The sequence below is a fragment of the Flavihumibacter petaseus NBRC 106054 genome, from assembly GCF_000974785.1.
GTDB classification, from domain to species: Bacteria; Bacteroidota; Bacteroidia; order Chitinophagales; family Chitinophagaceae; genus Flavihumibacter; species Flavihumibacter petaseus.
Map to the genome: position 1 here is coordinate 773696 of NZ_BBWV01000003.1, position 15024 is coordinate 788719.

Genomic DNA, 15024 nt, shown 5'->3' on the forward strand with positions numbered 1-15024 from the left:
TTTCTGTTTCGGTTGCTTTATGGATACATATATCGTTCAAACAACACATTCAACTTTGATGCGAACGATGATTTTTTCAGCAATATCACCAACCTGCGGAAAAATTATGCCTCTGAAAGCGTGAAGAACGGTTTCAATCCATCTGCGACGGCGGATTTTTCTACCAGCCAGAAATTTGAAAAGACTGCGTCCGTCAGGACAAAAACTTCAGCTTTTGAAAAGGATGAAACGATCATCAAAAGCAAAACCAAAAACTATAATGCCGTCATTCAATATGAACAGAATGTGGGGCAGACCGGCAACAGGCAGATTCATTTTCTGATTGGTGTCAATCCTGAAAAATTTGACAGCTTTTACCTCGATATTCAGCGGATTGGTACGGTAACCTCAAAAGAAGTTACCAAGGTGGACAAAACCAACGAATACCGGCAACTAAATGCCAAAAAGACTTCGATTGAAAAATCGCTTCAGGCGCTTAATGAGCTAAAGTCAAAAGGAGGCGGGATCGAAGATTTTGTGACCCTGAATGACAAAATACTCGAAACTGAAGAACGACTGCAGGAGTTGGGTGTGGAGCTGGGTAATTTCAATGCGGAAAATGAGTTCTGTACGGTCAGAATATCACTCTATGAAGGTGCTCCGGCAAGTAAGATCGGATTTATAAGTCGGGTAAAAGTAGCGTTGGAATGGACGATCAGGTATTTTGCCTTGTTGGTTACAGGAATTCTGTTGACGAGTGTGGCGATCCTGGTAATTTTGATGATCGCTGACCGACTGAAGCTGATCACAGTGTTGATCAACAGTGTAAAAGAATGATCCTTTGTTTAACATTAAACTATCTGAGTGAGACTTACAGTAGAAATAACCCCGCAGGACCGGGTGAAATATAGCCATCGGCTGCTAGTCAAAAAAGAACTTCCACAACAGCTACTCTATGCCGCGCTGGGTTTTATAGCCATGACCTATTTCGTGTATTTATTTGGTATTCACCTGAATGCCTTTTGGCTGTTTGGCATTGCCATACTTTACTCAGGTATGTATGGTATTGTTCTTTTCCGGAAATGGCAGGCGGCCGGCGATGTGGCGGCAGATGGCCAAGCCTATAGCCTGTTCATTGAATGTGCAGACGGGAAAATCTGGTATAGCAACCCGGATCAGGAAAATGCATTGATGGCAAGCACCATCAATGGCTGGGATGAAACTCCGCACGCATTGTATGTGGAAGTGACAGACAACAGGATCGTGCTCATTCCGAAAAGGAGTTTTGATAACACCGGGCAGTTGGAGGAGTTCAGGACATTCATCATCCGGAACAGGGTGAAAAAACCGCAATAGAAGCCAAAGGAGAAAACAATGCATTATGATAAGAACTGGTTGATCAATGCGAGAGCGAATGGGGAAGCTGTGTCCTTTTTCTTCTTCTGGGGGCATACTGCCAAAGCCAATGAAAAAGCAGGGAAAGCCTGCTTCAGCCAATGGTTTGAAAGCCCATTCATGGTAGACGGTATTATCTATAAAACCGCTGAACACTGGATGATGGCACAGAAGGCGCTGCTGTTTAATGATCAGGCCGCTTTTGACAAAATTATACAATGCGAAACGCCAGCAGAAGCAAAAGCGTTGGGCCGTACCGTTCAGCATTACGACGATGCCGTGTGGAATGAAAAAAAGTTTGCCCTGGTAAAGGCAGGCAATCTCCACAAATTCAGACAGCATGCGGAAATGGCAGCCTTCCTGCTCAGCACTGGAAATAAGGTTATCGGTGAAGCCAGCCCGGTAGATGCCATCTGGGGTATAGGACTTTCCGAAAACAGCAGGAAAATCTATGACCCGAGCCAGTGGCGCGGTGAAAACCTGCCTGGCTTTGCGTTAATGGAGGTGAGGGATTACCTGAAAGCTTTTATCCAAAATAGCCAGCCATATGTTCCGAAACAGCAACTATTCACCTTTTTTATTGCTTTCCAATATCTCCACCCGGTGGTACAAACTTTGGTGCTACCTTGATAAATTGATCAACGAGAAAGAGCCGCTATTTGAATTTTCTACCCCTGTTAAGAAAAACTAAGCGGTTGATGCTGATGTCCCGGAAGCCGGAAATTCTCCCGGCAGCGGGTTTATTTTACGGTTAAACGCATGCTTCCCAATTGTCTTGAAGGCCTTACTGGCCATATATAAGTAATTTACCCATGGAAATGACTGAACCATGCGCCGAAACACTTTAAGCCTGATCGCCGGACTGCTGTTTTTCCTGTTCAGCCATGCTCAGGACGCAAATACTGCCTTCCCTAAAGAAATCATTACTGCAGCCGGGCAAATCATTACCATCTACCAACCCCAGCCTGAAAATTTCAGCGGCAATATCATTACCGGAAGGTCAGCACTGTCTGTGCGTAAAAGCGCGAAAGCCGAACCGGTTTTTGGCGCTATTTTTTATGACGCTACCGTTGATACGGATAAAGACAGCCGCACAGCACTTTGCCGGTCTGTAAAGATCACCAATGTAAAGTTCCCGGGAGTGGAAGATAAAGGCAAGCTGGATACCCTTACAAAGATCATCGAAACAGAAGTGCCCCGCTGGAATCTTAGTATTTCGCTCGATGCTTTGGTAGCCACCATCAAGGTGGAAAATTCAGGAACTACCGAGACTTTCAATAACAATCCGCCCAAAATCTACTATCGCGACAAACCTACAACACTGATCCTGCTCGACGGCGATCCCAAAATCCAGAAGGAGAAAGATCTTGATGCAGAGCGGGTAGTCAACACACCATTTTTAATTTTCAAAGAAGGTAATGTCTGGAATCTTTACGCCGGTGGCCTCTGGTATAAATCAGCATCGGTAACGGAAGGCTGGGTACCCAATAAGACGTTGTCGAAAAAGGTGAAATCTGTTGACGAACAGATCAAAAAAGAAGAGGCCAAGAACAACGACGGCAAAAAATCAGAAGAGAAACCAACTGTGACAGATATTCTCGTTACCACCGAGCCATCTGAATTATTACAGACAAAGGGGGCGGCTGATTATAAGTCGATCCAGGGAACTTCGCTGCTGTATGCGTCCAATACCACGAACCAGATCTTTAAAGACATCAATACACAGAAAACCTATACAGTCCTCGCTGGTCGCTGGTATAGCGCTGCATCCCTGCAGGGACCCTGGGAGTATATTGCATCTGACAAACTCCCGTCTGATTTCGCCAAAATACCTGAGGGTTCTGAAAAGGATGAAGTGCTGGCAAATATCGCGGGAACACCGGCTGCGGAAGAAGCCCGGATAGATGCCCAGATCCCACAGACTGCAAAAGTCAACAGGAAAGATGCCACCATCAAAGTGGAATATGATGGCAATCCGAAATTCAAAAAGATTGAAGGCACCTCGCTCGAACTTGCCGAAAACTCCAACGTTACGGTGATCAAAGACGAACTGGGTAAATTCTATGCTGTTGAGAAAGGTGTATGGTTCACCTCTGATAAGGCAAAAGGACCCTGGAAAGTTTCTGATGAACGACCTGAAGATGTGAGCAAGATCCCGCCAAGTAACGAGGCCTATAATACCAAATACGTTTATGTGTATGAAAGTACCCCCGAGTACGTCTACGTGGGCTATACACCGGGTTATATGGGGTGTTATGTATATGGTCCGACCGTGGTGTACGGTACCGGTTATCATTATGCGCCATGGTTTGGATCAGTCTATTATCCGCCTCCGGTGACCTGGGGTTTTGGATTCAGTTATAACCCGTGGACTGGCTGGAGCATGAATTTCGGGTTCAGTATGGGCTTCATGCATTTTGGATTCAGTTTTGGCGGCTATGGTGGTTGGTATGGCCCCCCGATGTATTACCCGCCCTTCAGACCGCCATATTACGGTGGCGGTTATTATGGCGGTGGCAACCGGATAAACACCGGCGATATCAATATCGGTGAGATCAATGTTGGCAATGGAAGCGGCAACCGGGTAGATCACCGTGGCGGCAACCGGAATAATATTTACAATAACCAGTCCGGGGTCAGCACGATGGACAAAAAGCCAGGCCAGTCGCTGGGCAATAACCGCGGCAATCGCAACCCGGGTGTCAATAATCAACTTCCCAGCCAGGGCCGCCAGCCAGGTGTCAACAACCAGTTACCCAATCAGGGCGGACAAATGCGGCAAAGCAGGGAAAACAATAATGTGTATGCAGACCGCGATGGTAATGTATACCAGCGGGACAATAAAGGCAACTGGAATGAGCGGGATAATCGCAACAACAGTTGGAATTCTGCAAACAATAATGCCACCCGCAATAACATGAACCGCGAAAGCCAGTCCCGTGACCGCGGCAATATGCGCACCAACAACTACTCCCGCCAGCGGAGCAGTATGGGCGGAGGTGGCCGCGGCGGTGGCGGAAGACGCCGTTAATCCTATCTACCCTTATGAGCACCTGGAGACGACGGGCTATCGAATGTTGCCCTGACCTGGCCAAAACGTTTGCAGACAAACACACCACTATATACATCGTTTTCTTTAATCTGCTTCATGAAGTCAGGGAAGCCCACCTGCATGCCGACCATGTCAGACTGCTAAAGATTTACGACTTTGCCTACTGGTGTTTCCAGCAGAAAACCGGAGAACTTTCCAATACAGCAGCAGTTGCTTGCTGCCATTGTTTGAGGCACGGCTTGACGATGAGCCCCTGAAAGAGCTCGACCGGATGATGACATTAAAAAAATAATACTTCTCCTATGAAACCGATGTTTATTTCCGATTGGCTGGAGCAAAATTCAATTGCACCTTTACGAAAGCCCTTAAATAAGTCACTACATTTAACGCATGATTGCAAAAGTTGAGATCCTGAAAACGGAAATTCTTTCCGACAACTGGTACACCCTCCGCAAAATCACCTATTCCTATTCCAAAAAAGACGGCACTTCTCAGACGCAGAGCCGTGAGGCCTATGACCGGGGGAACGGGGCAACGATCCTGTTATATAACCGTAGTTCCCGCACAGTGATCCTGACCAGGCAATTCCGCCTGCCAACCTTTATAAACGGCAACGCCGATGGCATGCTGATCGAAGCCTGCGCGGGATTGCTGGACAAAGACAATCCGGAAGATTGCATCCGCAGGGAAACAGAAGAGGAAACCGGTTATAAGATTCATGATGTGCGCAAAGTGTTTGAGGCGTATATGTCGCCCGGTTCTGTAACGGAAATCCTTTACTTCTTCATTGCCGAATATGCGGCGTCCATGAAAGTAAACGAGGGCGGAGGCGTTGAACACGAAGAGGAAAATATTGAAGTACTGGAACTGGACATCGACAAAGCGCTCCACATGGTTGGATCAGGTGAGATTAAAGATGGCAAAACCATCATGCTGTTGCAACACCTCCGGCTGAAAGGCATACTATGAAGCTTTCATACAAGATTTGGGACAAGAAATTAATATTGACGGTTTACCTTCTGGCCACCGCAGGAATACAGGGGTTTACCCAGTCACACATCCCTGACGGCGTTTACCGAAATAATTCCATTTCGATAACATTACAGGATAGTATCGCATGGGTTACGCAATTCAGGCTCGAAAGCAAATACCTTATTCAGACGAGAGGCAACAGCACAGTCCTTATAAGTCCCAATAGGCCAGATACTGCAAGGATGAGCAGCGTTCAAAAACAACTGAACAGCCTGGGCGAACCCTATTTTGAATTGATGCTCCGAAGTGATGACACTCTAGTATATACGGTTCACATTAACCTGCACATAATTCAACAGCAAGGAATTTTGATCAAATTGAAACACCGCTGATATGCAACAGGAACTCTGGTCCGCGATCCTGCAGTTTGACCTGGATAGTCCGCCCGGTGACGATAGCTTTTCCGAATACAGCTTTTCCATCCGGCTGGCCCATGAAAACCAATGGCCCAAAAACTTCACCCGGCAGGCTATTCTTGAATACAAAAAATTCATGTACCTCGCCGCTACGGCAAGCCAGATGGTGTCACCGTCGCCCATTGTAGATGTGGTCTGGCACCAGCACCTGCTCTTTACCCAATCGTACAACGACTTCTGCTCCTTGCTCGGCAGGCAGATCGCCCACGTGCCTTCTACCCACAACCATGCTGAAGCCAACACTTTCAAAATCGCCAAAGAAAGGACGACAAAACTTTATCAGCAGGTTTTCGGTGATCAGCCCAAAGCAATTTGGGAATACACAACCATTACCGATAGCCTCCGCCTTCCCACAGCAAAATTTTCGGTGTACCAGTTTCTGAATATCGGCATTCCTGTGGTATTGTTCCTTACTATCCCGATGACTTACCTGCTGGCACCCGTATTGATTCACCTCAACAACCCGGGTTTCCTGGAGGGACTGGTTGGTATCACCCTTACCGCATTTTTAACGCTGGCCATCGTGAACCGCGTGGCGCTGCAAAACATCCTGAACGGAATTGAGCGGGATGCATATGTTTTTGACCTCGAACCCCTGGAGCTGGTGTTCCTGAAGACCAGGAAAATTTCGCGCGTAGTCAGCGGCGTGGTCAACGAGTTGCTTCACCGGGAAGCGATCCGCGTGAACCCCGACCATACGCTGGAACTGGATCTCGGTGGCCGTGGAAATGATAACGAGGAACAGCAGGTGTTGCAGGTGATCGGCAATCTCAAGCGCAGCTGGTATCCGGCAGTTATGAAAGAACTTTCTGCCAAACCGGTCTTTGCCAACACCGCCAACAGCATGGACGCACTGATCTTTCATGTGAAGAAATCCCATCGTTACGGCAACCTGTTCAAATGGAATTTTGTAATCCTGACAGCAATATGGCTGATTGCCACCTCAAGGTTGTTCAACGGCATGTTAAACGACCGGCCCGTTACCAAAATAGCTGCCGTTGCCTTCCTGATGGTGCCGGCCATCGGCTTCTTCCTCTGGTGGCTGCTCCGGCAATTCTTCGCACAAACCATTCCCGCGCATTATTCAAAATTGTACCGGATGGGATCTTTCGCTCACAACGATTGGCAATGGCAGTACCTGATGCTCGGTACTGCGGTGCTTATGCCCCGCATGGTCGGGCTGGTGGAACGTACTGACAGGTACAGTGGCAGTACGTCCAGTTGTGGTACTTCCTGTGGCAGCTCCGATGGTGGTGGCGGAGATGGCGGCGGCAGTTCCTGTGGCAGCTCCTGCGGCGGTTGCGGCGGTGGAGGCGATTAATTGCCAAAAGTTGCCGATAAAGCTGTAATATTGCAGCTGCATTTAATTAAGAGCATCCCATCATGTAGAATAATTTCTTTCAACAGGACAAAACCCGCAGCATACCATTGCTGTCGATTCCCATCACCTGGAAAAAGAAATTATGCTTCTCCTTCAGAATATCTCGTATTCCCATCCCAACAGGCAACCGCTTTTTGACAATCTTCAGCTTAATGTACAGGCAGGGGAAAAAATTGCCCTGACCGGAAACAATGGCACCGGAAAATCAACCTTACTGCGATTGATCGCGCGGGAACTGACACCTTCGGGCGGACAATACCACAGCGCAGTTCACCCATACCGGGTTCCCCAGCTCTTCGGCCAGTTCGATCACCTCACCGTCGCACAGGCGTTGCGTGTCGCTGATAAATTACAGGCACTCCGGGCGATCCTGGAGGGTGATGTAACCACCGAAAACATGACCCTGCTGGATGACGACTGGTCCATCGATGACCGTTGCCGCGCCGCGTTGCAGCAATGGCAATTGCAGGAAGTCGACCTGCAACAATCCATGGCCACCCTGAGTGGTGGCCAGCAGGCCAGGGTATTCCTCGCCGGCATCGCCATCCATCAGCCGGAATGTATATTGCTCGATGAACCCAGTAACCACCTCGACCAGGAGGGCAGGAGGTTGTTGTACGATTTTATCCGGAGTACCACCACAACGCTGATCGTCGTCAGCCACGACAGAACCCTGATGAACCTGTTGAACAAAGTAATCGAACTGGATCGTGGCCAGGTGATCACCTATGGCGGCAATTTTAAGTTTTACCAGGAGCAGAAATCCATGGCGCTGGATGCACTGGCCGACGACCTGAAAGAATCGGAAAAGTCATTGCGCAAAGCCAGGGAAAAAGCGCGGGAAACCATGGAGAGACAGAACCGTCTGAACGCAAGGGGCAAACAAAAACAGGAGAAAGCGGGTGTCGCCAGGATCATGATGAATACCTACCGCAACGCGGCAGAAAACAGTACAGCAAAAAAAGCCGGCATGCACCAGGATAAAATATCGGAGATCCGGCAGTCGCTGCAGGAACTGCGGGAAGCAACACCTGATACCGATGGGATGCGCCTCGCTTTCCGGAATGCAACCGGGCATCATGGCAAAGTACTGTTCCGGGCTCAGGGCATTAATATACGGCGCAACAACAACTGGTTGTGGCCAAACGATCCGGATCTGGAACTGCTGAGCGGAGAACGTGTTGCTGTTACCGGCAACAACGGTTCAGGAAAAACAACGCTATTGAAATTGGTACGCGGTGAATGGCAGCCCGACCGTGGTGAAGTGCTGCGGGGATTTAAGAATGCCATGTATATCGATCAGGATTATTCGCTGCTTAATCGCACCCTGACCGTAAGCGAACAGGCGCAGCTGTTCAACGATGGTGCATTGGAACAACATGAACTGAATATCCGGCTCACCCGGTTCCTTTTCGGAAAAGACGACTGGCACAAATCCTGCAGCGTGCTCAGTGGCGGCGAGTCCATGCGCCTTGCCCTCTGTTGCCTGACCCTACAACAGGAGCCCCCGGAACTGATCCTGCTGGACGAGCCCACCAACAACCTCGACCTGCAACACATCACCATTCTGACAGAAGCGCTCAACAGCTTTGACGGAACTTTGCTGATCGTGTCGCATGACCAGGCTTTTCTGGACCAGTTGGGCATCTCCCGGACCGTCAACCTTTCAGTTTCATTTCGAGGCGGATCAATGTACCGGTATTGATCTCGGACAGAATGTCCAGCTGCGCGCCAATAGCCTCTGCGCGGCGGCGCATGTCATTTAACCCTCTGCCCAGTGGAACCGTGCTCAGATCAAATCCGCGGCCATCGTCCTGAACCAGCAACAGCAATTTGTTTTTCCGGAGCCGGAGCTGAACATGAATGTTTTTGCCCCCTGAATGCCTCACGGCATTGGAAATGGATTCCTTGAATATGGACAACAATTCATAACGGTGTTCCATATCCGATTGCCGGTCCCTGATCGCGGGGTCAGCTTCAATGGTAATATTGGTATCGCTGATGGATTCCTGTTCCATCGCATACTGCTTCATGCGTTCCAGCGTCTTCTGCATCTGGTCATTCTGCGGATTGATGCTCCACACCATATCATACATGGCCTGTGTCATCCGGTTGCTGGTCTCACTGATGTGATGAATGAAATCACGCGTTCTGTTGGCATCAGTATTCACTTTGGTTTTAGCGAGTTCACTGGATATATTGATGCTGCTGAGAGAGTTTGTCAGGTCATCCGTAAGGCTGGAAGCAATCCTGCTCCGGATGCTTTCGGTGGCACGCAGCTTCTGCAGGCGTAACCGGTCGAGCCAGTACAAAAAACCGATACCGATAAACACCATCAGTGCCATGAACCAGTACGCCCTGTAAAATGGAGGCTTCACATGAATCATCAGGCTCGTCTCCGGTGCTGAAGCACCATCGGCATTCACACTTTTCACCTTGAACGTATAACTCCGGTAAGGCAGGTAATTGTAAATGGCTTTGTTGGTGGTGGACCGCACCCAGTCCTTGTCAAGCCCCTCCAGTTTGTGGTAGTAAGTCTGCTGACCGTGATCCGGAAATTGCAGGGTGCTGTAGTCAATCACCACGGAGTTTCTCTCATAATCCAGTTCGAGGTTGCCAATCTTCATCACACTGTCCACCGGCAGTCTCTTGTTCAGCCGGTAGATATTGGTGAGTTGCACCCGTGCAGGCTTATCGGCAGTGACTACTTTGGACGGATTAAACACCACAAAATTGTGATCCGACGTAAATGCAAGCCGGTTGCCCGGCACCCGGAAAGCCCCGCCGGAGGTAAGATTGTCGTAAACGATTCCATCCCGCCGGTCAAAAAGCGTAAAGCTGTTCTTCTCCACATTCCACCGGCACAAACCGTTCTGCAGCCCAAGCCACAATTTGCCCTGGTTGTCTTTTTGTACATAATAGGCCGTATTGGAAGGCAGCCCGTCATCCAGCGACAATACCGTTCCGCGGCGCCTTCGCGTATTCAGTACCGTTACCGTGAATCCGGGAACGATCAGCAGGCTGTCGTTATATCTTAAGATATCAATCGGAGAGTCTGTTCCCAGTTTCCATTCGCCCGGCGTGCTGGTAGACACCTGGTCGATTATTTTTCTTGTAACAGGGTTAATATGATACAACCCGTTACCCATTGTCGCCGCCCAGAGACTGCCATCGGTATCCATATACAGCCGGTGCACCAGTCCGATGGCCATCACTTCTTCATAACCTTTTGAGAAGTCTCCATGTGATTTCTGGTAGTCCCACCGGATCAGCTTTCCGCTCTGCGTGCCATACCAAAGATTACCTTCTTTGTCTTCCGCGATTTGCCGGATAGTGGATTTCTTAAAAACATCCAGCAACTGATCCTGCACCTTGCCGGTGTAAGGATCATATACCTTCATCCGGCCACCCTGTTCACCCAACACCACCTTTCCCGTTCTGCTATGTTCATGAATATACCATATCGTCAAATGATCCTGCCAGGGTTTGAACGCTGCCGGTATGGGGAGCGGATTCAATAAGCTGTCATAGAGATATAGCCCCGCCCCCCAGGTGCCTACCCAGAGCTGATGGTTGATGTCCACCACACTGGTCACCGCACCTTCCCGTGGCTGGTTGCTGCCGGGTCGGATCAGGTTATAGGAATCGAAGGGCTGGTGATCCGGATTGAATACATAAATGCCGTCTGTGGTGCACAACCAGAGATTGTGCTGCCGGTCCTCAAATATGCTGTTTGCCCGGTCAAACCTGATCTGGCCGTTCTGGGCCACCAGTTGTGACAATGGTTTGAAGATGCCCAGGGCAGTATCGATGGTGCCCGCAAAGGGGAGTCCATATGCCCAGATGGGACCGCTTTTCTGGTGGAAAGCATTTTCTATTTCATGATAGCCAACGCCCAGGATATTTCCCAGGTCAAAGCGCATGAGTTTATTGGGGGTGGCGCGATAGAGATAAAGAAAGGGATTACCTGAACTCGGCGGCCAGCTGTTGCAGACAAAATCATTGCTGTTTTCCACCGGCATGATGCCACCAATGTTCTTTACATTTTTGAAAGCTTCAATCACAGCATCGCCGAATGTATTGTGGTCGGCGTAACTGACCTGCTGGGTGGACGGCTGATACCTGGCCAGCCCCGAATCACAACCGATCCAGAAACACTCCCGGTAAAAATCAGGTGTTATATCCAACACGAACCATTTGTCCGGCACCTTAATGTTGCTGGTGGGCTTAAAGGTCATCTCCAGCTGGTCTAGCTCGAAAATGCCGATGGCCGCGATGCGCAGAAACAATTTGCCCCGCCAGTCCTCAAAGAATTTGGACGGCATGAAAATCCTGGCCTTCCGGGGCGGCATGCGGATGGACACCGGCTGGTATTGCAGCTTGCTCGTGTTGATCATGCCAACCGTATTGTCTTCATTGATGATCCAGACCCTTCCTTTTTTGTCACAGTACACGGAGGCAACATTATTGGCAGGTATCGATCCGGGCTCGTTGCGGTTGTGCCTGAAGGTGATGAATTCCTTGCCATCAAACCGCTGCAGGCCATTGACGGTGGCAATCCAGATAAATCCCTGCTGGTCCTGTGTTACCCGGTAAACAAAATTGGACGCGAGGCCATTCGCATTATTATAATGGGTATAGGAATACTGACGGGCCTGTTGGGCCTGCAGTATGCCGGAACAAAACCAGAACAGCAGTAACGGAATGGTGTATTTTTTCAAGGCACTCGGGGCTATGGTCAAATATAGGAAGGAGGGGGGCAATTTCCCAATCAACGGGCAACAGGCGGGGATGAATTGAGGAAAAGCCCGGATGGATTGCGTACCAAGAAAGCTATGATCGTTCAGTCAGGCAATTCGCCATTTCAACATCCGGAAAATACGGTTCATGCAGGCCGCGCTTGATCCCCGGTGGATCCTGTAGTAAACTTGTGCCTTCATTAAACCTTATCAGAATCATGAAACAATCCACAGCAAAAAAAATCCTGTTTGCTAATGTACCGGCAGATGGTCATTTTAACCCGTTGACCGGAATCGCCGTTTTCCTGAAAGACCTGGGTTATGATGTACGCTGGTATACATCTGCCAAATATGCCGGGAAGGTGAAAAAACTGGGTTTGCAATACTATCCATACAAAGTTGCCCTGGAAGTGGATACAGATAACCTGTCAGAACTATTCCCCGACAGGGAGAAAATCAGCAGCAAGATCGGAAAGCTGAATTATGATGTGCAGGAATTCTTCCTGAAACGCGGGCCGGAATATTATACCGATATCCTCGGGATCTATCGCGAATTTCCTTTTGACCTGATGATCTCAGACGTGATGTTCACCGGTAATGCGTTTGTAAAGAACCTCATGAATATTCCGGTAATGGCCATTGGCATCATGCCGCTGGCAGAAGGATCGGTAGACCTGCCGCCTGCGGGCCTGGGTATGCATCCTTCAAAAAGCTTCTTTGGACGCCGCAAACAGGCTGCACTACGCTGGTTAACTGACCATGTGTTGTTTGCAAAATCCATAAAGGTGATGTATGCGTTGCTGGACAAATACGGCATCCGGCATGGAAAGGAAAACTTCTTTGATATGCTGTACCGTCAAACTGACCTGGTATTGCAAAGCGGCAGTCCGTCTTTTGAATATGAAAGGAGCGACATCAGCGACAATGTTCGTTTTATCGGGCCATTACTGCCCTATCAGCAGCCCGCTGGCAGAGATACCTGGATGGACCATCGCGTGCACCATTATGACCGTGTCATCCTGGTTACACAGGGTACTGTGGAAACGGATGTGAACAAATTGCTGGTGCCAACCCTAGAAGCTTATAAAGACTCCAATACACTGGTGGTGGTCACTACCGGCGGTGGCGGTACCGCAAAACTTCGCGAAGCCTACCCGCAGGCCAATATTATCATCGAAGACTTCATACCCTTTAATGACATCATGCCTTATGTGGATGTGTACATTACAAACGGGGGTTATGGCGGTGTGCTGCTGGGTATCGAAAACCAGTTGCCCTTCGTGGTTGCCGGTGTTCATGAAGGAAAGAATGAGATCTGCGCAAGGATCGGTTATTTCAGGCTGGGGATTGACCTGAGGACTGAAACTCCAAAGCCTTCACAAATTAAAGGTGCAGTGGAAAAAGTACTGGCCGATGGCAGCTACCGGAAAAATGTACAACAACTATCCCGCGAGTTCAATACCTACAAGCCTTTGCAACTGGCAGCAGGTTATGTACAGGAATTGCTGTTGTCCAATCCGCAACCCCGCTTTATCCATCCGGAAGCCATAGTGTACTGATGATTACATCTAATTGATAAATACTAAACCATCCTTAATATGAAAAAGATTTGGATCATCCCGGCTGCTTTTGCCTTTATGGCTGCAGTCTCCTGCAAACAACTGGGGCAGGAAGCAAGAGCTGCTGCAGCGCCAACAGGCGTAAGCAACTGGACTGAAAAAGATGCTTCCGGAAAAGACGGGGTACTGGGCATTACCATCGCCGAAAGCGGATTCTCCCGCCGTACAGTGAAATTGCCGGTAGCATGGAAAGAAACCCTTGGTGCCGATAGCCTGGTGATCGAAAAGATCCCGGCCGGCACAGATCCCCTGGATCTCTATGCAGTGCCGCACCTGAGCATACGCTTCCTGGCAGGCGCCGGTGAAATCGGATTGCCCGAAGATTATGAAAAATTCAGGGGAACCAGTTCAGCAGGCGAAGAGCGCTGGATCGATAAGCATGCAGCCGAATGGAACGGGCATGCCTTCCACGAATCCCTGTTCTATGGCCGTAATGACAAACATGTATTTATGGAATGGCTGGTAAGCCAGCCCTGGTTGGCGGAAATGAACAGCTGTGAACATGAGTTGCCGTTCAGCCGTTCGGCAAAACTGGTCATCACCAAAAAGCCCAATGCTTTTGATATCGCTTTAAAGTAAGCAGGTTAAGCAGTAATCATAGGGTCAGGCCGCTTCCCGTAAGGAGCGGCTTTTTTGTTGGAAAATCCAGTAATTTGGCCCCATTCAAACCCGCCCGATGCAGGAAGACATATTGATCCAGATCAGCAACAAGATAAAAGAGACGAGACGTAATAAAAATATTACCGTGCAACAGCTGGCCACCCAGGCCAATGTGAGCAAAGGGCTGATTTCACAGATCGAAAATAACCGTACCGTTCCCTCGCTTCCTGTTCTCATGAGCATCGTGCAATCGCTGGGACTGGACCTTACGGAGTTTTTCAATGGCATCCAGGCGAATGGCGGGACAGAGAAAATCGTTATCAAAAGATCCGCCGACTACAAACACTTCAAGAAAGAAACGGCCAAAGGATTCGACTACCAGCGGATCTTTACCCGGAATATGGCCGGCGGAGCCGTGGATTTTGTACTGTTGAAACTGAAAAAAGGCGCTAACCGCAGCCAGATGGTTAAGACAGATGCCTATGAATACAAATACATCATCCAGGGCACGGTAGAATACCTGATTGAAGAAAAAGTGTACACCCTGCAGGAAGGAGATTCCCTTTTTTTTGACGGCAGGCTTGGGCACAAACCGGCCAATATCGGTAAGACCGACGCGCTGATCCTGGTAGTATACTTCTTCCAGACAAATTCCTGATCACCATTCCGATCATAATTCCTGTTGTTTTTCCAGACATCTCCGGCTTCCCCGGGCGGTAGTGGGTACGCATACGTTTGCGTCAATTGTTTAGTAATAGTAAATTATGTTTACTACACAATGTATATTTATACTAAACAAACCATTATTCAA

The 15024-nt window shown here is 49.0% G+C and carries 11 protein-coding genes; 10 read left to right on the plus strand and 1 reads right to left on the minus strand.

Annotated features, from left to right (window positions below; all coding sequences use genetic code 11):
* Positions 1-120: 120 nt before the first annotated feature.
* From FPE01S_RS18635 to FPE01S_RS18670, 7 genes are all read left to right on the plus strand, one after another.
* On the plus strand, positions 121-816 hold the full coding sequence (locus FPE01S_RS18635) for a DUF4349 domain-containing protein (protein WP_245624023.1): 696 nt from the start codon (positions 121-123) through the stop codon (positions 814-816).
* Between the two features lie 27 nt (positions 817-843).
* Positions 844-1335: a YcxB family protein gene (locus tag FPE01S_RS18640; RefSeq protein WP_046370512.1), complete on the plus strand. Its 492-nt coding sequence runs from the start codon at positions 844-846 to the stop codon at positions 1333-1335.
* An 18-nt stretch (positions 1336-1353) separates the two neighbouring features.
* The gene (ybiA, locus tag FPE01S_RS18645; RefSeq protein WP_072054017.1) at positions 1354-2004 is read left to right on the plus strand and encodes a riboflavin biosynthesis intermediates N-glycosidase; all 651 of its coding nucleotides are present in this window, start codon (positions 1354-1356) and stop codon (positions 2002-2004) included.
* A 199-nt stretch (positions 2005-2203) separates the two neighbouring features.
* Positions 2204-4405: a hypothetical protein gene (locus FPE01S_RS18650; RefSeq protein ID WP_046370513.1), complete on the plus strand. Its 2202-nt coding sequence runs from the start codon at positions 2204-2206 to the stop codon at positions 4403-4405.
* A gap of 411 nt (positions 4406-4816) precedes the next feature.
* Positions 4817-5395 (plus strand): GDP-mannose pyrophosphatase NudK, encoded by a 579-nt coding sequence (gene nudK, locus FPE01S_RS18655; RefSeq protein ID WP_046370514.1) that lies wholly within the window; start codon positions 4817-4819, stop codon positions 5393-5395.
* Between the two features lie 396 nt (positions 5396-5791).
* Positions 5792-7195, plus strand: a complete 1404-nt coding sequence (locus FPE01S_RS25090; RefSeq protein ID WP_052955999.1) for a glycine-rich domain-containing protein — start codon at positions 5792-5794, stop codon at positions 7193-7195.
* Between the two features lie 142 nt (positions 7196-7337).
* Entirely contained in the window at positions 7338-8960 is a 1623-nt protein-coding gene (locus FPE01S_RS18670; protein ID WP_046370516.1) for an ABC-F family ATP-binding cassette domain-containing protein, read from the plus strand.
* Here the strand turns inward: FPE01S_RS18670 and FPE01S_RS18675 are convergent.
* Positions 8914-11976 carry a ligand-binding sensor domain-containing protein gene (locus tag FPE01S_RS18675; protein WP_046370517.1) on the minus strand — a complete coding sequence of 1021 codons (3063 nt, stop codon included), beginning with the start codon at positions 11974-11976 and terminating at the stop codon, positions 8914-8916. The genes FPE01S_RS18670 and FPE01S_RS18675 overlap by 47 nt on opposite strands.
* Before the next feature lie 236 nt (positions 11977-12212).
* On the opposite strand from FPE01S_RS18675, the gene FPE01S_RS18680 reads away from it, so the two are divergent.
* From FPE01S_RS18680 to FPE01S_RS18690, 3 genes are all read left to right on the plus strand, one after another.
* A complete protein-coding gene (locus FPE01S_RS18680; RefSeq protein ID WP_046370518.1) occupies positions 12213-13553 on the plus strand; it encodes a glycosyltransferase in 1341 nt (446 codons plus the stop codon).
* A 39-nt stretch (positions 13554-13592) separates the two neighbouring features.
* Positions 13593-14192: a hypothetical protein gene (locus FPE01S_RS18685; RefSeq protein ID WP_046370519.1), complete on the plus strand. Its 600-nt coding sequence runs from the start codon at positions 13593-13595 to the stop codon at positions 14190-14192.
* 97 nt (positions 14193-14289) lie between these two features.
* Positions 14290-14871 (plus strand): helix-turn-helix domain-containing protein, encoded by a 582-nt coding sequence (locus FPE01S_RS18690; protein ID WP_046370520.1) that lies wholly within the window; start codon positions 14290-14292, stop codon positions 14869-14871.
* Positions 14872-15024: the final 153 nt, after the last annotated feature.